General features: G+C 39.9%; 16 protein-coding genes and 1 pseudogene. 10 read left to right on the top strand and 7 right to left on the bottom strand.

The genetic code is table 11. The features are described from left to right. The 3 genes from mnmG to mnmE form a co-directional block, all read right to left on the bottom strand. The gene (mnmG, locus tag QL984_RS14940) at window positions 1-1,890 is read right to left on the bottom strand and encodes a tRNA uridine-5-carboxymethylaminomethyl(34) synthesis enzyme MnmG (RefSeq protein WP_013466270.1); all 1,890 of its coding nucleotides are present in this window, start codon (window positions 1,888-1,890) and stop codon (window positions 1-3) included. 428 nt (window positions 1,891-2,318) lie between these two features. Further along, the gene (locus QL984_RS14935) at window positions 2,319-2,768 is read right to left on the bottom strand and encodes a flavodoxin domain-containing protein (protein WP_024601476.1); all 450 of its coding nucleotides are present in this window, start codon (window positions 2,766-2,768) and stop codon (window positions 2,319-2,321) included. A 960-nt stretch (window positions 2,769-3,728) separates the two neighbouring features. Further along, the gene (mnmE, locus tag QL984_RS14930) at window positions 3,729-5,093 is read right to left on the bottom strand and encodes a tRNA uridine-5-carboxymethylaminomethyl(34) synthesis GTPase MnmE (protein ID WP_138764481.1); all 1,365 of its coding nucleotides are present in this window, start codon (window positions 5,091-5,093) and stop codon (window positions 3,729-3,731) included. A 205-nt stretch (window positions 5,094-5,298) separates the two neighbouring features. Between mnmE and QL984_RS14925 the strand changes: the two genes are divergently transcribed. After that, window positions 5,299-7,428, top strand: a complete 2,130-nt coding sequence (locus QL984_RS14925) for a TonB-dependent siderophore receptor (RefSeq protein ID WP_013466274.1) — start codon at window positions 5,299-5,301, stop codon at window positions 7,426-7,428. Window positions 7,429-7,437: 9 nt separating this feature from the next. After that, entirely contained in the window at window positions 7,438-8,646 is a 1,209-nt protein-coding gene (locus QL984_RS14920) for a PepSY-associated TM helix domain-containing protein (protein ID WP_013466275.1), read from the top strand. 54 nt (window positions 8,647-8,700) lie between these two features. Here the strand turns inward: QL984_RS14920 and yidC are convergent, their stop codons facing one another. The 4 genes from yidC to rpmH form a co-directional block, all read right to left on the bottom strand. Then, the gene (gene yidC / locus QL984_RS14915; protein ID WP_013466276.1) at window positions 8,701-10,335 is read right to left on the bottom strand and encodes a membrane protein insertase YidC; all 1,635 of its coding nucleotides are present in this window, start codon (window positions 10,333-10,335) and stop codon (window positions 8,701-8,703) included. An 8-nt stretch (window positions 10,336-10,343) separates the two neighbouring features. Continuing rightward, window positions 10,344-10,619 carry a membrane protein insertion efficiency factor YidD gene (gene yidD, locus QL984_RS14910; protein WP_008467044.1) on the bottom strand — a complete coding sequence of 92 codons (276 nt, stop codon included), beginning with the start codon at window positions 10,617-10,619 and terminating at the stop codon, window positions 10,344-10,346. Between the two features lie 126 nt (window positions 10,620-10,745). Beyond that, window positions 10,746-11,171 (bottom strand): ribonuclease P protein component, encoded by a 426-nt coding sequence (gene rnpA / locus QL984_RS14905; protein WP_008467046.1) that lies wholly within the window; start codon window positions 11,169-11,171, stop codon window positions 10,746-10,748. A 7-nt stretch (window positions 11,172-11,178) separates the two neighbouring features. Then, a complete protein-coding gene (gene rpmH / locus QL984_RS14900; protein ID WP_008112968.1) occupies window positions 11,179-11,313 on the bottom strand; it encodes a 50S ribosomal protein L34 in 135 nt (44 codons plus the stop codon). Between the two features lie 506 nt (window positions 11,314-11,819). Between rpmH and dnaA the strand changes: the two genes are divergently transcribed. The 8 genes and pseudogenes from dnaA to QL984_RS14860 all read left to right on the top strand — a co-directional run. Continuing rightward, window positions 11,820-13,208 carry a chromosomal replication initiator protein DnaA gene (dnaA, locus tag QL984_RS14895; protein WP_041695548.1) on the top strand — a complete coding sequence of 463 codons (1,389 nt, stop codon included), beginning with the start codon at window positions 11,820-11,822 and terminating at the stop codon, window positions 13,206-13,208. A gap of 13 nt (window positions 13,209-13,221) precedes the next feature. Continuing rightward, the gene (gene dnaN, locus QL984_RS14890) at window positions 13,222-14,325 is read left to right on the top strand and encodes a DNA polymerase III subunit beta (RefSeq protein ID WP_008112965.1); all 1,104 of its coding nucleotides are present in this window, start codon (window positions 13,222-13,224) and stop codon (window positions 14,323-14,325) included. Between the two features lie 15 nt (window positions 14,326-14,340). Next, window positions 14,341-15,435 (top strand): DNA replication/repair protein RecF, encoded by a 1,095-nt coding sequence (recF, locus tag QL984_RS14885; RefSeq protein WP_058153949.1) that lies wholly within the window; start codon window positions 14,341-14,343, stop codon window positions 15,433-15,435. A 12-nt stretch (window positions 15,436-15,447) separates the two neighbouring features. Beyond that, window positions 15,448-17,874: a DNA topoisomerase (ATP-hydrolyzing) subunit B gene (gene gyrB / locus QL984_RS14880; protein WP_013463644.1), complete on the top strand. Its 2,427-nt coding sequence runs from the start codon at window positions 15,448-15,450 to the stop codon at window positions 17,872-17,874. A 143-nt stretch (window positions 17,875-18,017) separates the two neighbouring features. After that, a complete protein-coding gene (glyQ, locus tag QL984_RS14875) occupies window positions 18,018-18,920 on the top strand; it encodes a glycine--tRNA ligase subunit alpha (RefSeq protein ID WP_013463645.1) in 903 nt (300 codons plus the stop codon). A 2-nt stretch (window positions 18,921-18,922) separates the two neighbouring features. Next, entirely contained in the window at window positions 18,923-20,992 is a 2,070-nt protein-coding gene (gene glyS / locus QL984_RS14870) for a glycine--tRNA ligase subunit beta (RefSeq protein ID WP_013463646.1), read from the top strand. A gap of 79 nt (window positions 20,993-21,071) precedes the next feature. Further along, the gene (locus QL984_RS14865) at window positions 21,072-21,524 is read left to right on the top strand and encodes a hypothetical protein (protein WP_013463647.1); all 453 of its coding nucleotides are present in this window, start codon (window positions 21,072-21,074) and stop codon (window positions 21,522-21,524) included. Window positions 21,525-21,592: 68 nt separating this feature from the next. Continuing rightward, window positions 21,593-21,873: pseudogene (locus QL984_RS14860) on the top strand (hypothetical protein); the annotation flags it as partial.

Here is a 21,873-nt window from a genome sequence, read left to right as displayed (position 1 = left end):
TTACGCAGTTTTGCGCAACAAGCCTTGCTTCTTCAGATACACTAATAATAGCGAAATCGCCGCTGGGGTGATACCAGAAATACGCGAAGCTTGACCAATAGTGTCTGGACGAGCATCAATTAGCTTAGCAACAACCTCATTTGATAAACCAGAGACGGTTTTATAATCAAACTCTTTTGGTAAAATAGTTTCCTCATGACGAAGCTGCTTATTGATCTCATCTTGCTGGCGTGCAATGTAACCTGCGTACTTAGTATGAATTTCAACCTGCTCTAAGGCGGCCTTATTGGTAAACTCAGATCCGAGTCCTTCAATGGCCATCAAGTCGTTATAACGCACTTCAGGTCGGCGTAATAATTCTTCTAAGCTGGCTTCACGCACAAGTGGCGTTTTAAGTAATTCATTTACTTGATCAACAACCGCATGATCTTTATGGATCCAGGTATCTTTAATACGCTGTTTCTCTTTAGCGATCACTTCCATTTTTTCGTTGAATGCTTGCCAACGTTCATCATTAACTAAACCTAATTCACGGCCTTTTTCAGTTAAACGTATATCAGCGTTGTCTTCACGTAGTAACAAACGATATTCAGCACGGCTAGTAAACATGCGGTATGGTTCTTTTGTACCCAGTGTTGCTAGGTCGTCAATTAGTACGCCAACATAGGCTTCATCACGACGTGGCGTCCACGACTCTTTGCCTTGCACTTGTAATGCCGCATTCATACCTGCGATCAGACCTTGTGCGCCCGCTTCTTCGTAACCGGTCGTACCATTAATCTGACCAGCAAAAAATAAACCATCAATAAATTTAGTTTCTAATGATTGTTTTAAGTCGCGCGGATCAAAAAAGTCATATTCAATAGCGTAGCCAGGACGACAAATATGTGCATTTTCAAATCCGGTGATCGATTGCACAATTTCTAACTGCACATCGAACGGTAAGCTGGTTGAAATACCGTTAGGATATAACTCGTATGACGTTAAGCCTTCTGGCTCTACAAATATCTGGTGCTTATCTTTATCAGCAAAACGGACAATCTTATCTTCAATAGACGGACAGTAACGTGGGCCTATTCCTTCGATAACACCTGAGTACATAGGTGAGCGATGTAAGTTTTTGCGAATAACATCATGTGTTTTTTCATTGGTGTAAGTGATGTAACACGGAATTTGTTGTGGGTGGTCACTTTGTTTACCCATAAATGAGAATACCGGTGTTGGTGCATCACCTGGTTGTTCTTGCATTTTAGAAAAATCAACAGTGCGTGCATCAATACGTGGTGGTGTACCTGTTTTTAAACGATCCACTCTAAATGGAAGTTCGCGTAAACGATCAGCCAATGCAATTGAAGGTGGATCGCCTGCACGGCCACCTTTAAAGTTTTCAAGACCGATATGAATTTGGCCACCTAAGAATGTGCCTACGGTTAGTACTACACTAGGGGCACTGAAACGCAGACCCATTTGGGTAACGACACCTGTTACACGGTTGTTTTCAACGATAAGATCATCACATGATTGTTGAAAAATCTTTAAGTTTTCTTGGTTTTGAAGTGTGTTCTGAATAGCCGCTTTGTACAAAGCACGATCCGCTTGAGCACGAGTAGCTCGTACAGCAGGGCCTTTAGAAGAATTAAGCGTACGGAATTGGATCCCGCCTTTGTCAATAGCCTGAGCCATTGCGCCACCAAGGGCATCAATTTCTTTAACTAAGTGGCCTTTGCCAATGCCACCAATCGCTGGGTTACAAGACATTTGACCAAGGGTATCCATATTGTGAGTCAGCAGCAGGGTATTCATCCCCATACGGGCAGCTGCCAATGCGGCTTCAGTGCCAGCATGTCCACCACCTACTACGATAACGTCAAAATTTTCGTGAAAAATCATTAATGGGATCCTACTTAAATCAAACCAGTAAACTTCAAAAGGGAGCGTATTCTACCTAGAAATTAGCAGAAGATAAATGATTAAACAGTGCTCAAGATCTAAGTAAGTGATCTCTAATAATATAAAGGATCTTTTAAAGAGATCTTTTAATACTATTACTACTACTGATCAGCTTTTCTGTTGATAAGCTTTAGATCATGATTAAAAACATATAATTAGATCGGATCTAAAGGTGTTAATATGATCGGATCTTCAGGCAAATAAGCTCTGATCAAAACAGGCTGTTATGCACAGGCCGATCAAGCCTCGATCTTATCCCATGGATAAGCATGGTTAAAAAAGCAGTTTAATCAGTGTTTATCCACAAAATCTTTTAAATTATTAGTAAATTGTGGGTAACTTTATTTATAACTTTTTACTTGATCTTTCTATTTTAGACCTGTTTTTGCTATCCACGAGTCTAACCAAGCTAAGGCCGTATCTTCTGGAAGTGCTTCATCAAGAATATTCAGTTCTAACCGCGGTGCTAACTGTATCGCGCCTTTTTGGCTTAAAAGCGTATCTATATTACGCCCTGCAAGGTTATACGTGTCATAACTGGTATCACCTAAAGCGATGACCGTGTACTTTAAGTGCGATAAATCATCAACTTGAGATAACTCATCAACAAAGTTAATAAGGTTTTCTGGGTAATCACCCGCACCATAGGTTGATGTACAAATTAACCAAATGGTATTTTGCTGATCTATTTCACTAAATTCAGGTTGATCATGTAGTTGGGTATTAATACCTTGGCTATTAAGCGCATCGCTTAGTTGCTCGGCAACGTATTCTGCGGATCCCATTTGACTACCAACGATAAGATTTACTGAACTCATGAATATTTGTGATCACTATTAGTTTTAATTGCCGCCTATGATAGCCCAGTGAGTATAACAGTAAAGTTAAGAGTGCTATTTTGTATAACTATTTTTGTACTTATTTAAGCCTTTACTTAAATGTATTGTTTAACTACCTGATAATTAAAGGTTTAACAAAATATCTTTAAATGTAATCTTCTGATCAAGTTGTTGATAAGGTTGGGGAAAGCTCTGCTTAACTATCAATTAAAGTTGCAGTTTTATTGCTAAGTCATTGATTTTATATTTAGTATTTTCCACCAGCGATTGAAAATAAACGTATAGATGCTTGTTGATCTTAATGTGGATATAAAGCTTGTTGATAACCTTAAATTGGGATCGAAAAAAATTTTAAAAAATGATCTATTTGATTAGATCGGGCTAAATATCCATTATTATTTTTTATAAACAGCCCTTTTTTAATTAAATACAGCTTATTTCCCCATTTTAAAGACGTTTAATTCCTCGCTGAAGCAAAAAAACACGCAATTGTGGATAACTGATCTGCAAAAAAATAAATTTGAGTGATCTAAAGTGAATATTTAACTGAATTTTGCTGGTGGTGTAGACGAACAAAACGTATTTTTTAGCTACGTTTTGTTTTTATGACTTGATCATTCCCCCTATTCAAACATGGATAACCAATGCTATAGCTTCACTTTTAGAGTGTTTAATAGGCATAACTACGGCTATTTTTTCTATAAATTAAGGCTTTCTAGCCGCTATTTGCTGTGATTATTAGCGTTGTTACATCTTTTATGTACATTATTAAAGGCGAATTGAGGCTGATATAAGTGCAGCTTAAACTGTATTTGTAGTCTGTTTGGTTTTTAAAGTGGATTATTAAAGCACAGCTAGGTGAGTTGTTATTGTAAGATTGGGCATTAAAAAGGGCGCCTAAGCACCCTTAATAAATTATATCGTTACTTATTAATTCGACTATTTACCGATACAGAACGAGCTAAATATTTTGCCAAGTAGATCATCTGAGGTAAATTCACCAGTTATTTCGTTAAGATACTGCTGCGTTAAACGCAGTTCTTCAGCCAAAATTTCACCGGCAACATGCATTTCTAATTGTGTTTTACCGGTATCTAAGTGGTAGGCTGCATGCTCAAGGGCATCTAAGTGACGACGACGCGCCATAAAGCCACCCTCTGTGGCCCCATCAAAACCAATACAGGCTTTTAAGTGCTCACGCACTAGTTCTATGCCGTCAGCATTCTTAGCGCTTAAACTGATGACCGGATATTGTTGCTCTTGATCCATACCGACTACATCACCTGATAAATCGGCTTTGTTTCTGATCACGGTCACGCCCATACCTTGGGGTAACTTAGCCATAAATTCTGGCCAAATAGCATGAGGGGCGGTATCGGCTGTATCTGTACCATCAAGCATAAATAACACGCGATCGGCTTGGTTTATTTCATCCCATGCACGCTCAATACCTATTTGTTCAACGCGATCTGGGCTTTCACGCAGGCCTGCGGTGTCGATTATATGTAGTGGCATACCATCTATATGTATGTGCTCACGAAGTACATCGCGGGTGGTGCCGGCTATTTCAGTTACGATTGCCGCTTCTCGTCCTGCTAATGCATTAAGTAAGCTTGATTTACCTGCATTAGGACGACCTGCAATAACGACACGCATACCTTCGCGCATTATGCTACCTTGTTTGGCTTGATTAGTAACCGCATTGAGTTGCTCAATAATGGCATTCAAATCCCCGCCTACTTTTCCGTCTGATAAAAAATCGATTTCTTCGTCAGGAAAATCAATAGCTGCTTCCACATACATACGTAAGTGAATGACTTTTTCTACTAGGGTTTCTATGTGCTTAGAGAATTGGCCTTGAAGTGACTGTAGGGCGCTTTTAGCCGCTTGCTCACTGGTTGCATTTATTAAATCTGCAATAGCTTCAGCTTGAGTTAAATCAAGCTTGTCGTTCATAAAGGCACGCTCAGAGAATTCACCAGGCTTTGCTAAACGTACACCGTCTATTTTACTTATTTCTTTAAGTAGCATATCAAGGACAACAGGGCCACCATGGCCTTGAAGTTCGAGTACGTCTTCACCGGTAAATGAGTGTGGGCCGGCAAAGTAAATTGCAATACCTTGATCAAGCTGATCCCCTGCAAGGTTATTAAAAGGCACGTAGTCGGCAAAGCGAACTTTAGGTATTTTACCTACTATTTTCTCAGCGACTTGTTTTGCTAGGCTGCCTGAAACACGAATAATACCAACCCCACCACGTCCTGGTGCGGTTGCTTGTGCTGCGATAGTGTCTTGATTAATCATGCGTTTGAAATTGCCAATATGAAAGTGAATGCTGGTTTGTATTGTAACCTATGGCTTTATTTCATGCGAATAGCTGTATGTAAAAATGCGTCAGCAGATACATTTTAAGCATTTCATTATTTAGTTTTAATTAATAATCAGTTATTGAAAATGATAACTATATTCATTAGCATATGCGTATTATTTTTCTACGTACTTAAACTTTATGCGCTATTCTCCAGTTTTATTGGCAGTTCTAGTCAGTTTTTCAGGTTCTTCACTAGCTGAAAATCAAAATATTGAAAATGAAATAGAAACTATTGATGTTGTTGGCCGTGCTTTTTCTTTATACAGACCAACAGAATCCAGTTTTGGGACTCGGACAAATACCCCAATTGAGAAAATCCCGCAGTCCATTCAAATTCTTCCCCAAGCGTTAATTAACGATCAGGCTGCACGTCAAATTACCGATTTATATAGCAATATTGCAGGGGTTAACGCATTTAGTTATTCCGGGGTGACGTTTCGTGGTTTTCGCCAAGATGAGATCTTATACGATGGTGTAAAAGGCGACCCATTTAATGGTTTTGCTGTCCCACAGTTATTTAATATTGAACAAGTTGCCGTATTAAAAGGCCCTGCGGGCGCTATTTATGGTAGCGGAAACCCTGGCGGCATTATTAATTATGTAACTAAAAAGCCAAAGTTTACCGATGAGCACAGCATTGAAGTTGAAGTAGGTAATGATGACTTTTTCAGTGGGGCGATACAAAGTACTGGTACGCTAAGTGAATCGCTCGATAACCATGCTTACCGTGTTGGTTTATATCGTGATTCAGAAAATCCCTTTCGTACTAATACCAGTAGCGATAACACCATTGTTGATCTTGGTTATACTTGGTTAATTAATAGTGCGACAGAGCTGACTACGCAATACACTTTTATTGAGCAAGAGTTAGGTGGTGCACGTTTACGCGGTGTACCCGCTGATGATAATGGCCAATTTATTACAGATATTAGCTGGAATCATAATGAAGCGACTGACTTTCAAAATGTTGAAGCTCATGTTTATCAAGCTACTTTAAAGCACGATATTAATGATGTTTGGCGAACGGATATTACGGCTCGTTATTTCGATAATAAAGAAGTGCAAAACTATCATGAACCGAAAGGACTCGATGATACAGATGGCGATGGTGTGCTTGATTGGAGTGATCGAGAGTTTCGTGATCAAGTTCGTGAGAATGAAGGTTTTAGTTTAACGGCTAATGCGGTTGCGGAGTTTTTATTGGCTGATATGCAACATCAAGTATTACTGGGTAGTGATTGGTATGAGCATAACTTTGAAAGTGTATATCGTACGGCAAAGCAACAGAGTCAAGGTGGACCTGTACCCGGGCTTGATCTTTACAACCCTGAATATGGTCTTACAGCGGCTGATGATTATAATTTAGATAGCATTACACCACGGTTAGGTCGAACGAATAGCACTCGTTTTGGTGCTTATGTTCAAGATCAGCTCGATATTACCACTAATTGGAGTATCACCGCAGGGTTAAGATATGATCGCTTTGAAGATAAAGACGAGTTAAATCAAACTGAGTTTTCAGATAGTGATGTGACTTATCGTGTGGGTACAACTTACAACATTAACGATACTTTCTACCCCTATGCTTTATACGGTACGGGCTTTGTTCCACAAAGTGCAACTGATCAAGAAACGGCTAAGGGTGGGCCATTTTCTCCAGAAACAAGCCGTATCAATGAAGTTGGTTTAAAAAGTAAACTGCTTGATGATAGCTTGGCAGTTAATTTGGCTGCTTACAATATTGTTCGTGAAAATATCCTCCAAGCAAGCTTATTAGGTGATGTAGCTGGCGATGGTGTTGACGACCTAGTGGCTGTAGGTGAAGTAGAAAGTAAAGGATTTGAAATTGAAGTGGTTGGTGATATTACCGAGCGCTGGGTTGTGACCGCTAACTATGCCTATAATGATACCCGTATCACTAAAGCGAATGAAAGCATTCGTAATCAAATCCCTGATAGTGATAAGTTTGCTAATGCCCCACAAAATACAGTGGGCATTTGGACACGCTACGAGCTTCCTCGCTTATCTTCCTCTATTTCTGCCGGTTTAGACTATGTTGACGAACAGCTAAGCTTAGGTGGTCAACAAGTTAAGCCTTACACTATTTATAATATGGCATGGCAAACCACAGTAGATAATTGGCAGTGGCAATTGTCGGTTAAAAATTTGTTTGATAAAGAATATGCTAGTAGTGGCTTTATTGAACGTACAGGGCACTTCCCAGGTGAACCTCGCCGTATTTATCTTAGTGCTAAATACAGCTTTTAAAGGTGGCGTGTGAACGCTAAACAATGGTTTAATCTGCATTCATGGGCAGGGCTCTTTGTTGGTGTCCTGCTTTTTGTTGTTTGTTTATCTGGTACACTTGCGACGTTAAGTCATGAAATTGAATACCTGACAGACAGTAAGTATCGTGCGTTAACGTCCTCTTCAATCACCAACTATCAAGCCATTGAAAATACCCTCAACAAGCATTATTCAGGTGCACAAGTGTTGTATCTTCAGCGCCATAAGCAAGAGTACTTGGCTTTGGAAGTTGCACTAAAAATAGATGACGCATTTCGGTTTATTTATTTAGATGCAGCCACAGGGCATGTGTTAGGTGAGGGTGAATGGGCACGTGCTTCACGGTTTTTACGTAACTGGCACATGTATTTATCCATGGGCTGGATAGGTAAGCTAATTGTTACAAGCTTAAGTATTTTATTGGTTATTCTGCTGGTTTCGAGTTTTTATGTGTATCGTCGCTGGTGGCAGGGCTTTTTTAAAAAGCCTGCCCAGCTGGTTTTAGATAAACGAAATGGCTGGTCTGATTGGCATAAGTTTCTTGGGTTATGGAGTATGTGGTTTATGGCTATCATAGCCATAACAGGTCTGTGGTACCTTATTGAACATGGTTTGCAAACAGCGAAAATAAAGCATTATATTGCACCACCAGTCGCTGTTAGTGAATTTAAAAAACAAACACCCAGTGTTAATGCAAAACCAATAAGCTTAACTCAGGCTTATAACGCTGCGCAGCAGGCATTTCCGACGCTTGATATTCGCTATATACGTTATGGTAATAAAAAGAATCAACCTATTGAAGTACGTGGTTATAACGATGATATTTTACTTCGCTTACGCGCCAATCGCGTGTATTTAAAGCCAACGACAGGCACAGTATTAGCAGTACAAAAAGGAGAAGATTTACCGCTTATTCCTCGTATTAAAGATACTGCCGATCCTTTGCATTTTGGTAACTTTGCAGGCCTCGGCACTAAACTTATTTGGGCGCTATTCGGCGGTTTTATGAGTTTTGTTAGTGCTGTTGGCATATATATGAGTTGGCTCAGAGTGAGGCGTAAAAAAACTGTTTTTGAGTGGTTAGGCATATCAGGTTACGTGGCGATAGGTTTAGCTATTTTCTCTCTGACAATAACGGGTGTGAACTTTAGTGAGCGCAGTGTACCAAAGTCGCTTTATTCGCCTATTCTTAGTGAGTAAATTTCAGATATTAAAAAAGGCGACCTAGGTCGCCTTTTTTGTAGGTAAGGGGAGTTAGCCCCTTACTTTAATACCTTTCTTTTCCATGCCACGGTAGATGATTAACATCTGGACAATAGAGATAAGGTTAGACACTAACCAGTAAAGTACTAAACCAGATGGGAACCATAAGAAGAACACAGAGAAGATAACCGGCATAAAGGTCATCATTTTTTGCTGCATTGGATCGGTAACCGTCATAGGTTGTAGTTTTTGCGTTATAAACATACTCGCACCAAATAAGATTGGTAATACGTAGTATGGGTCTTTCGCAGAAAGGTCAGTTAGCCAAAGTACAAATTCAGCGTGACGAAGTTCTGTAGACTCTAAGAATACATAGAACAAGGCTAAGAAGATTGGCATTTGCAGTAAAATAGGGAAACAGCCACCCATAGGGTTTACTTTTTCTTTACGGTACATTTCCATGGTCGCTTGGCCGAATTTTTGACGATCATCGCCATACTTTTCTTTTAGCGCTTTCATCTTAGGCTGTAATGCACGCATTTTAGCCATTGAGGTGTATTGTGCTTTAGTAAGTGGGTACATTAATGATTTAACGATAATAGTGATGGCTATAATTGCTACACCCCAGTTACCTAAAATACTGTGTAACCATTTTAATAGTACAAATAACGGCTGAGAGATAAACCATAACCAACCGTAATCAACGGTTAAGTCTAGGTCAGTGTGAATCGCTTCAAGTTTATCTGACTCTTTAGGGCCCATGTAATAAGTTGCAGTAAGTACTTGCTCACTACCAGCTTGAACATTTACCGCTTCGTCTTTAACACCAATAATAGCTGCGTTACTTTTAGTGATTAAACTATAAAGTGTATTCGCTTGATCTTGCATTGGTACCCAAGCACTTACAAAGTAATGCTGAATAAAGGCAACGTAACCACCTTGGGTATTAATGTTTAGGTTTTTATCGGCCATATCTGAAAAACTATACTTTTCGTATGGTTCCTCATCTGTACCGTATGCAGCCCCTAAATAGTTTTGATCAACCATGCTGCCTTTTTCTTGTACGGTACGCTTTATTTGTGTGTAAAGCTGTACTTGAACAGGCGCGCTGGTGGTGTTGTTAACTTTATATTCTAAGCCAACATCATACTGACCCTTTTTGAATACATAAGTCTTAGTAAAGCTTACACCGTTGCTGTCGGTAAATTGCAGTGGAACGCGAAGCTCATCACCTGTTAAGGTGTAAGAGGTTTGCTCTGATTGGTAAGTAGGACGACCATTTGCAGATGCATCTGGGCCATTTAAACCTATTAAACCACTTTGTGAAAAGTATTGTTTACCATCAAACTCACCAAGTAGCATGTAAGGAACATCACTGCCTTTGGTTTCTTTATAATTAATTAAGTCTGTTTCAACAATGTCACCGCCTTTGGTGTCAATTTTAACTTTGAACACGTCAGTTGTAATATCAATGACTGAGCGTTTAGCTAAAGTAGTTGAAGCAGGTAAACCAGAGTCTGATGAAGCTGGAACATAATCATCTGATTCCGGTGAGTTTGCTTTTAGTGTTTGTGTAGTGGCACTAGGATCGGCTTTTGGCGTGTTGTAGTCATTATTCCATTCTTGAAATAATAAAAACGACACTAGCATTAGGCCGATGAATAAAAACGTGCGTTGCGATTCCATAACAGCTCTTATTTCTCGTGTTGGTGGTTAATACGGGTTAATTTTTCAGGAACGGGGTCGTCTCCACCTGAATGTAAAGGATGGCATTTTAATATGCGTTTAACTGCGAGCCAACTGCCTTTTACTGCACCATGCAAATTAATTGCTTGAATAGCGTAGCTAGAACAGGTTGGATTAAAACGACAATGCGGACCCAATAGCGGGCTAATCCACTTTTGATAACCGCGGATAAATAAAACTAAACAACGTGTTGGTAACGCAGCAAGTGGTTTAAGTAACCTCATGTTGTACATGCCCCTACGTTATGTTTAGTGAATAGATACCATGTATTTAAAGACTTACTTTAAGATTTTAAACGCATGATTAAAAGGTGAGCTAAAGATACCTTAATTAACCCTGTAATTCTATTGCTATTGAGTTTGTTTAGTCGATTTAGCTGATTTGTTTGGGCGTTTTTTAAATGGTGGCGGTTTAGGGGCACCGGGTTTGCAGCGTTCATTAATTTTACGCCACAACTTTGTTAGTTGTTTGGTTAATTCTTCATTGGACTGTTCATCAATGCCACTTTTTACCATCAACACAATATCTATATTATCGAGAGTATGTTGGTTTAAACGAAAACTTTCGCGAGCAAGACGTTTAATACGGTTTCGTTGACATGCCTTTTTTACACGTTTTTTAGCAACAGTAAGGCCTAACCTAGGTTTTGACTGGTCACTTGGTTTTGCTAATAAAGTAAAGAAAGGAGTTGCAGCCCGAGCGGGTTCATTAAATATGCGAGAGTAATGCGAGGGAGTTAACAGACGTAACTCCCTGCCAAAGCTAAAGTCTTCCACTTATAAATTAAGCAGAAAGAACTTTGCGGCCTTTAGCACGGCGACGAGCTAATACTTTACGGCCATTTACAGTTGCCATACGAGCACGGAAACCGTGTGTACGTTTGCGTTTTAAAACGCTAGGTTGAAAAGTTCTTTTCATAACAATCTCATCCGATCGGTTAAAGTTAAAACATCCTATGCAGGTCGCGATCCTGGCACAGGTGCCATTGCGAGCGCGAGATATTATAGATGAAGTGACGAAAAGTCAATCATAATAGAGCGCGTAAAGCATGTTTATTTATGATCAATTTTCATGATCCGATAGGATCATCATAAATAAGAAGTTTTCCACAGCCCCTGTATAAAAAGTGAATAAAAGCATGGGAAAAGTAAATTAGATCATAAATTATAGTCGCGATCTGCTGCCAGTTTTGTTATGATCTCTAATCAGGCTTTAAAATAAAAAGCTATTTAAATCAGTCTGTTATTATATTTATACATCGATATCAACAATTTTATAAAAATCAATCTTTTACTTGTGGATAAAGTGCATTCATAATAGTCGGTCTTGGGCTGCTTATTGAGCCATTTAAACGCAATACAGGTGTGATTTTTGAATCATTATTGATGTGCGGGAATAAAAATTATATCTCTGGGAGTTTTACTGTGTATCTGTCGGTTTGGCAAAGTTGTTTATATGTATTGCAAGATGAATTGCCTTCGCAGCAATTTAGTATGTGGGTCAGACCACTTCAAGCAGAAAGTACCGAAGATACCTTGACGATTTATGCGCCTAATCGTTTTGTACTTGATTGGGTAAGAGAAAAGTACCTAAATAGAATAAATGAGTTACTGGTTGAAATTTGTGGTGTAGAAGCCCCTGAATTACGCTTTGATGTAGGCAGCAAGCCGCTATTAAATGCACAAGCTGCGCCGGTAGTTGAATCACAATCAGCACCAAGTACGCAAGCAACGGCAAAACAACAACCACGAGAACAAAAGCCAGTTGTTGAGCCCGCTCCTAAATCGGGTTATAAATCAAACATTAAAGAAAACTATACCTTTGACAGTTTTGTTGAGGGTAAATCTAACCAATTAGCAAAAGCGGCTGCCACTCAGGTAGCAGATAATCCTGGCTCTGCATTTAACCCTGTTTTTATTTACGGTGGTACGGGCTTAGGTAAAACGCATTTATTACATGCGGTAGGCAACGGTATTATGGCCAATAAGCCAGATGCTAAAATTGTCTACATGCATTCAGAACGCTTTGTGCAAGACATGGTTAAAGCACTGCAAAATAATGCGATTGAAGAGTTTAAGCGTTATTACCGCAGTGTTGATGCACTCATGATTGATGACATTCAATTTTTTGCTAATAAAGAACGTTCACAAGAAGAGTTCTTTCATACCTTTAATGCATTATTAGAAGGTAACCAGCAAATTATTTTAACCTCTGACCGTTATCCTAAAGAGATAGAAGGAGTTGAAGATCGCCTTAAATCTCGTTTTGGTTGGGGATTAACTATCGCGATTGAGCCGCCAGAGCTTGAAACACGCGTTGCCATTTTGATGAAAAAAGCCCAGCAAAGTAAAATTAATTTACCGCATGAAGTGGCATTTTTTATCGCTAAAAAATTACGTTCAAACGTACGTGAACTTGAAGGGGCTTTAAACCGTGTAATTGCTAATGCAAACTTTACCGGCCGCCCAATTTCTATCGACTTTGTAAAAGAAGCACTGCGTGATTTACTCGCACTGCAAGATAAACTAGTCACCATAGACAATATTCAACGTACGGTAGCAGAATACTATAGAATACGTGTGTCTGATTTACTGTCTAAGCGCCGCAGCCGCTCTATAGCAAGGCCGCGCCAAGTTGCCATGGCATTATCTAAAGAACTCACTAATCACAGCTTACCTGAGATTGGGGATGCCTTTGGTGGGCGTGACCATACAACAGTACTGCACGCGTGTCGCAAAGTTAAATCATTACGTGACGAAAGCCACGAGATTAAAGAAGATTACCAAAATTTAATAAGAACATTGTCATCTTAGGGCTGACTTTATTATGCAAATAACAATATCAAGAGAACAATTTTTAAAACCATTGGTGCAAGTATCGGGTGCCATAGAGCGTAAGCATACGTTACCTATTTTATCTAACGTATTACTCGTGGTAGAAAATGGCCAGCTTTCAATGACAGGGACCGACCTTGAAATTGAATTAGTGGCGAGCGTGTTTGTAGGTGATGATGTTGCCGATACCAAGCTCACATTACCGGCTAAAAAATTACTCGATATTTGTAAAAGTTTACCGGATGGTTCTGATCTTACTTTAAGCTTGCAAGACCATCAGCTACTTTTAACCAGTGGTAAAAGTCGTTTTTCATTGACCACATTAGCGGCTGAAGATTTTCCTAATTTAGAGCAGTGGGATGGTGAGGTTGAGTTTCAACTAACGCGTTTAGAGTTGCGTAAATTACTTGAAAGCACGCACTTTTCAATGGCAAACCAAGATGTGCGTTATTACTTAAACGGCATGTCGTTTGAAGTTGATAACAGCGATATAAAAACAGTCGCCACTGATGGGCACCGTTTAGCGATTGCACAAAAGCAACTAGGTCAGTCATTAAATACACAGCGCCAATTAATTATACCGCGCAAAGGCGTGCAAGAAATTATGCGCCTAATGGTGGCCGACCAAGAGTTAGTCACTATTCAGTTTGGTGCTAACCACATCCGTATTATTGATATTGAGTTTACTTTTACGAGTAAATTAGTTGATGGCCGTTTCCCTGATTACCGCCGTGTTTTACCACGCGGTGGCGATAAAGTTATTACAGCAAACAGAGAATGGTTACGTAATGCATTTCAACGCGTATCGATTTTATCGAACGAAAAATTTCGTGGTGTACGTTTAAATTTATCAAACGGTTTATTAAAAATTACGGCTAACAACCCAGAGCAAGAACAAGCGGAAGAAGTAGTTGAAGTAATGTACGAGGGCGATGACCTAGAAATAGGGTTTAATGTGTCTTACGTGCTTGATGTATTAAATACATTAAAAACTGAAGATGTGTTATTTACACTTGCCGATTCAAATAGCAGTGCACTAATAGAAGGTGCTGGCGATGAAGAAGCGATGTACGTCGTTATGCCTATGCGTTTATAAGATTATAAATACATAATGAGCTTAAGTCATTTGAGCCTCAAATATTTTCGTAATATTGAGGCGCTGACGCTAGAACCAGTTAATGGCGTTAATATAATTTATGGTGAAAACGGCAGCGGAAAAACCAGCCTTTTAGAGGCTATATATTACCTTTCTCACGGCAAATCTTTTCGAACTTCTAAACATAAAAGTATTATTGCACACCAGCAAGATCAGTTTGTTATTCATGGCCGCAAAGCGTTATACGATTTATCTATCCCTATTGGTATTAGTAAAACCCAAGCGGGTGAAACCAATTTAAAAATCCAGGGTAAGGCGAGTCGAAAAGTATCTGAACTTGCCCAGTTAATGCCGGTACAAATTATAACACCAGAGAGCTATTCACTATTTTTTGGCGGTCCTAAGGAGCGCAGAAAGTTTTTAGACTTAGGTTTGTTCCACGTGGAACATGAGTTTTTTTTCTTATGGCAATCGTTTAATAAAGTGCTTAAACAACGCAACGCCTTATTAAAATCTAAGCCTAAGAATTATTTTGACCAAATCAAGTTTTGGGACAAAGAATTTGTTAGACTGGCTGAACAAATAAATAAATTAAGAATCGCGTATATAACTAGGTTTAAGCAGCAATTTTTTGATAAAATGTGTGCAGAATTAACGCTAATACGCGATTTAGAAATTAGCTTCAATGCGGGCTGGAAAGAGAGTGAATCTCTTTGTGATGCGTTAGAGCAAAGTTTTGAGCGAGATGCTCGCCAAGGCTTTACAAGTAAAGGCCCTCATAAGGCTGATTTTAGTTTTAGTGTCGCTGGCTGCAGTGTTGAGAATGTATTCTCACGCGGGCAATTAAAGTTATTGTTGTATGCGTTAAAAGTAACGCAAAATAGCTTAATTGAGTCAGAGACAGATAAGCAATCAATATTGCTAATAGATGATCTACCTTCAGAACTAAGCGAAGATACAAAAGAGAAAGTGGGCCAGTTATTGACTCACTGTAGTTCTCAAATATTTATTTCTTCAATTTTATCTGAAAGTATTTCTGCTGTGGTGGAACCCATGCAACGAGAACTAAAAATGTTCCACGTGAAACATGGCAACCTAATAACAAGATAAGTGGGATTAACCATGTCTGAGAATTATGATTCGTCGAGTATTAAAGTACTTAAAGGATTAGATGCAGTAAGAAAGCGTCCTGGTATGTATATAGGGGACACCGATGATGGTACGGGCTTACACCACATGGTGTTTGAGGTCGTTGATAACTCTATCGATGAGGCCTTAGCTGGTCACTGTGATGATATTTATGTCACTATTCACTTAGACGGTTCGGTATCTGTAAGAGATAACGGCCGTGGTATTCCTACTTCTATACATGAAGAAGAAGGTGTATCTGCAGCTGAAGTAATTATGACGGTACTACACGCCGGTGGTAAGTTTGATGATAACTCTTATAAAGTATCAGGTGGCTTACACGGTGTTGGTGTATCGGTAGTAAATGCATTATCAGAAAAATTAAAACTAACCATTCGTCGTGAAGGTAAACTTCATGAGCAGTTTTACACTATGGGTGTACCTGATGCACCACTAGCTGTAATTGGTGATTCTGAAACAAATGGTACTGAAATTCGTTTTTGGCCAAGTGGCGAAACGTTCACTAACCTTGATTTTCATTACGATATTTTGGCAAAGCGTTTACGCGAGCTGTCGTTTTTGAATTCAGGTGTAAGTATCATATTAAGCGATGAGCGCGAAGAAAATAAAAGCGACCACTTTAAGTACGAAGGCGGTATCAGAGCATTCGTTGAATACCTAAACCGCAATAAAACACCAGTGCATAAAGGGGTATTCCATTTTACTCACGAACGTGAAGAAGATGGTATTAGTGTAGAAGTATCAATGCAGTGGAATGATGCATTCCAAGAAAACATTTACTGTTTCACAAATAATATTCCTCAACGTGATGGTGGTACTCACTTAGCTGGTTTTAGATCGGCGCTAACGCGTACGCTTAATAACTACATGGAAAAAGAAGGCTTTAACAAAAAAGCTAAAACAACCAGTAATGCAACGGGCGATGATGCGCGTGAAGGCTTAACTGCAGTTGTGAGTGTTAAAGTACCTGATCCAAAGTTCTCATCACAAACAAAAGACAAGCTAGTTTCTAGCGAAGTTAAGTCTGCAGTTGAGCAAGCAATGGCTGAAAAATTCACTGAGTTTTTATTGGAAAACCCATTGGATGCAAAAATTGTTGTTGGCAAAATTATTGATGCAGCACGCGCCCGTGAAGCAGCGCGTAAAGCGCGTGAAATGACACGTCGTAAAGGCGCTATGGACTTAGCTGGTTTACCAGGTAAATTAGCTGATTGCCAAGAAAAAGATCCAGCCCAATCTGAACTATACATAGTGGAGGGTGACTCAGCTGGCGGTTCAGCCAAGCAGGGTCGTAACCGTAAGAATCAAGCGATTCTTCCGCTTAAAGGTAAAATCTTAAACGTAGAAAAAGCACGTTTTGATAAAATGCTTTCTTCACAAGAAGTGGCAACGCTAATTACTGCATTAGGTTGTGGTATTGGCCGTGACGAATATAACCCAGAAAAACTACGTTACCACCGTATCATCATCATGACCGATGCCGACGTGGATGGCTCTCATATTCGTACCTTGCTACTAACGTTCTTCTACCGTCAAATGCCGGAAATTGTTGAACGTGGTTACATTTATATTGCTCAGCCACCTCTTTATAAAGTGAAAAAAGGTAAGCAAGAGCGTTATATTAAAGATGACCCTGCATTAGTTGATTACCTTACATCTTTAGCGCTAAGTAATGCTGCTCTTTACACGAGTGATAGTGCAGAAGCGGTTGATGGTGAAGCGTTAGAAGCAATCGTTCATGATTACCAAAACACGGTTAAAGTTATCGAGCGCTTAAAGCGTAAGTATCCAAACACAGTGATGAACCGTTTGATTTACCAAAGCGAGCTGAAAAAAGAAGACCTTTCAGACGAGGCTAAGGTAATTGCTTGGACCAAAGAGCTTGTTGATGACTTAGTTGCGCGTGATGAAGATGCAACTATTTTCCACGCAGGTACTGAACACGATACAGAGCGTAATTTATATTACCCTGTTGTGAATATTCGTCAGCATGGTGTGGATAAAGCGCATGTACTTCATTATGACTTTATTACTTCAAGAGATTACCAACGTATTGCTGTAACAGGTAAAAATATTGCTAATATCATCACTGAGGGTGCTTACATCCAACGCGGTGAAAAAACAAAACCTGTTGATAACTTTGTGGATGCATTGGAATGGTTGATCGCAGAATCTAAGCGTGGGATCTATATTCAACGCTATAAAGGACTTGGTGAAATGAACCCAAATCAACTTTGGGAAACTACCATGGATCCAAGCGCACGCCGTATGTTGCAAGTAACGATTGAAGATGCTGTTGCAGCGGATCAATTATTTGCTACGTTAATGGGCGATCAAGTTGAGCCTCGTCGTGAGTTCATAGAAACGAATGCACTGCGTGTGGTTAACTTAGACGTATAATTAAATTTATGCTAATCACAAAAAAGGAGCCTTAGGCTCCTTTTTTATTTTCTCAATTGCACAAACTGCTTAAAACCTGAGTGTGCACAAGGTATACTGAGGGTAATTTTCACGCTACTTCTCAGATAGTAAAAAGCCAAAATATGCAAAAATATGACGTTAAAACCTTTCAAGGTTTGATCCTGGCTTTACAGGATTATTGGGCACAGCAAGGCTGTGTCATTATTCAACCACTTGACATGGAAGTGGGCGCAGGGACATTTCACCCGCAAACATTTTTAAAATCAATTGGCCCAGAGCCTATGTCGAGCGCTTACGTTCAACCGTGTCGTCGACCTACCGATGGTCGTTACGGTGAAAACCCAAACCGCTTACAACATTACTACCAATTCCAAGTTGTGTTAAAGCCATCTCCAGATAATATCCAAGAGCTTTATTTAGGCTCTTTAGCGGCGATGGGCATTGATACCCTTACTCACGAAGTGCGCTTTGTAGAAGATAACTGGGAGTCACCAACGCTGGGTGCATGGGGACTGGGCTGGGAAATTTGGTTAAATGGCATGGAAGTAACGCAGTTTACCTACTTCCAGCAAGTGGGCGGCTTAGAATGCTCACCGGTCACAGGTGAAATTACCTACGGCCTAGAGCGTTTAGCAATGTATATTCAAGGCGTAGATAGCATTTACGACTTAGTATGGGCAGACGGTCCATTAGGGCGCGTAACCTACGGTGATGTATTCCATCAAAACGAAGTAGAGCAGTCTACTTATAATTTTGAACATGCAAACGTAGAAGACTTATTTGCACAGTTCGATAAGTGCGAAGCAGAAAGCCAAAAGTTAATTGAAGCAAACTTACCATTACCTGCCTACGAGCAAGTAATGAAAGCATCGCACGCATTTAACTTATTAGACGCACGTCATGCTATTTCGGTGACCGAGCGTCAACGTTACATTTTACGCGTTCGTGCATTATCAAAAGCGTGTGCACAAAGTTATTACGATGCACGTGAAGCGCTTGGTTTCCCGCTGTGTAAGGATAAGTAAGCATGTCAGCAGAAAATTTATTAGTAGAAATTGGCACCGAAGAATTGCCACCAAAATCACTTCGAAAATTAGCCGAAGCCTTTGCTGCAAACTTAACAGCAGAACTTGAAAGCTTAGAACTTGCTCACCAAGGTGTGAGCTGGTATGCATCGCCTCGTCGTTTAGGTTTACAAGTAAAAGCGCTAGACGCTAAACAACAAGACAAAGAAGTTGAAAAACGCGGCCCTGCAATTAAAGCGGCATTTGATGCTGAGGGCAACCCAACCAAAGCAGCCATGGGTTGGGCTCGTGGTTGTGGAATTGAAGTAAAAGATGCGCAAACACTCGAAACCGATAAAGGCGCATGGCTATTACATATTGCTAAAGTAGCAGGGCAAGAAACCAAATTACTAATGGCTGATGCAATTAGTAAAGCGCTTGCTAAATTACCTATTCCTAAACCAATGCGTTGGGGCGCGAATAAAACACAATTTATTCGCCCTGTGCATACAGTCACTATTCTACTAGGTAGTGAGCTAATAGAAGGTGAGATACTGGGTAAGCAAGTGAGCAATCAACTGCAAGGCCATCGTTTTCATCATCCAGAAAAAATTAGCATTAACCATGCTGATGATGTGTTTGACGTACTTAAATCAGCTTACGTGATAGCTGACTACGAACAGCGTAAAGCACAAATTCGTGCGCAAATAGAAGACGCAGCAAAAGCAGTTAATGCCGTAGTTGCTATGGATGAAGATTTACTTGAAGAAGTTACTTCATTGGTTGAATGGCCAGTAACGCTAACAGCTACATTTGAAGAAGCATTTTTAGATGTGCCAGCCGAAGCGCTTATTTACACCATGAAAGACGATCAAAAATACTTTCCGTTATTAGATCAAAACGGCAAACTTTTAAATAAGTTTTTGTTTGTTTCTAACATCGAAAGTAAAGATCCAAGTGTGGTTATTTCTGGTAACGAAAAAGTAGTGCGCCCGCGTTTAGCTGATGCGCAGTTCTTCTTTGAAACAGATAAAAAGAAAACACTTGAAAGCCGACTTGAGTCGCTAGACAGCGTTTTATTCCAAAAGCAGTTGGGCACACTTAAAGATAAGTCACAGCGTATCAGTGAACTTGCCGGTTACATTGCAGAGCAACTAGGTGCAGATAAAGCACTAGCAGCGCGTGCTGGCTTATTAAGTAAAACCGATTTAATGACCGAAATGGTGATGGAATTTACCGACGTACAAGGTGTAATGGGAATGCATTACGCACGTCATGACGGTGAAGCTGAAGATGTCGCTGTTGCGCAAAACGAGCAGTACATGCCACGCTTTGCCGGCGATAACTTACCAACGAGTTTGATCAGCTGTGCAGTGGCTATTGCAGATAAGTTTGACACGCTGGTGGGTATTTTTGGTATAGGCCAAGCACCAAAAGGTGATAAAGACCCATTTGCACTTCGTCGTGCGGCCATTGGTGCATTACGTATCATGGTAGAAAAGCAGCTACCACTTGATATTTTAGACCTGGTTGCTAAATCACAAACCTTGTTTGGTGAAAAGCTGACTAACCTAAATGTATCAACCGATGTATTCGAATTTATGCTAGGGCGTTTCCGTGCTTGGTATCAAGATGAAGGCATTGAGGTAGATGTAATTCAAGCGGTACTTGCGCGCCGTCCAACGAAGCCTGTTGATTTTGACCGCCGAGTTAAAGCCGTTAGCCATTTCCGTACGTTAGACGCCGCAGAATCGCTTGCAGCCGCTAATAAGCGTGTAAGTAATATTCTTGCTAAAAACAATATTACAACGCAAGGTGATGTTGATCAGAGCTTACTAAGTGACGACGCAGAAAAAGTACTGGCTTCTCAAGTTGCAAAATTTGCTACCGACTTAGCGCCACTATACAGCGATGGAAACTACCAAGAGGCATTAAGCCAATTAGCTGGTATTCGTGACAGTGTTGATAACTTTTTTGACAATGTCATGGTAATGGCCGACGATGAAGCGGTTAAGCAAAACCGCCTTGCGCTTTTAAGTCAGTTAAGTGGGTTATTTTTAGAAATTGCAGATATTTCTGTATTACAAAAATAACAGCCAATAGCTATTTAAAAAGCCAGCATTATGCTGGCTTTTTAGTGTTTTATTTATATTAGTTAATAGAGGATTCACCATGAAGCTCCCATTGAAACGCATTTTCACGTTAGCCTTAGTGGGCTTATTGAGTGCTTGTACCAGCCAAATTTCAATTAACGACGTGTTGCCGCAGCAAGAATTGGATCGCAGTATTTATTTAAGAGGGGATTTCACATTATGGGATGCAGAACCTCAATATCAATTTCAACAAGTCGGCCCTGCGCTTTACCAAGCCCAAGTTAGGTTTTCGACCCCAGGCAAAGTGTACGAATTTAAAATAGCGGATGCAGATTTTAGTGAAGGTTTTAACTGTGGCTACAGCGATTCACAGCCATCAGGGCAAAGCCTAACACTTGGCCAATCAACACGCGCCGACTGTAATACCATTTATAATTACTTTAGCTACACACCAGCGATTAAAGGGTCGTACATAGTCAGTATTGATTTTAGTGACTACGATGAGCCGCAAGTGACGATAACTAAAAAATAGCTGTAAGCTATAAGCCGTCAGCTTTCAGTTGCCCGAGTGAATTGATAGATTTGTGACAAGGACGTTAAATGAAAAAGAAAATAGAGCAACTATTCGCCGATAATTCTATGCCTAAGATGGTGTTGTTAAATGGGGCGTGGGGTTCAGGTAAAACATATTGGATCGAAAATAATTTAATAGAGCCCGAAGGCTATATTTATTTATCTTTGAATGGTTTAGCCTCAATAGATGACTTTTATTCTAATTTAATTTCAAAATTTTTCCTAAATAAAAATATAAGTGCGACAGATTCAAGCTCACTTCTTGATGGTTTTCAAAAAATACTAGGGAACTTTAATGGGGAAAACAA

This window comes from Pseudoalteromonas sp. APC 3495 (assembly GCF_030407645.1).
GTDB classification, from domain to species: Bacteria; Pseudomonadota; Gammaproteobacteria; order Enterobacterales; family Alteromonadaceae; genus Pseudoalteromonas; species Pseudoalteromonas tetraodonis.
Note: the sequence above shows the minus strand (reverse complement) of the source record. Positions and strands in the feature narration are given on the sequence as shown.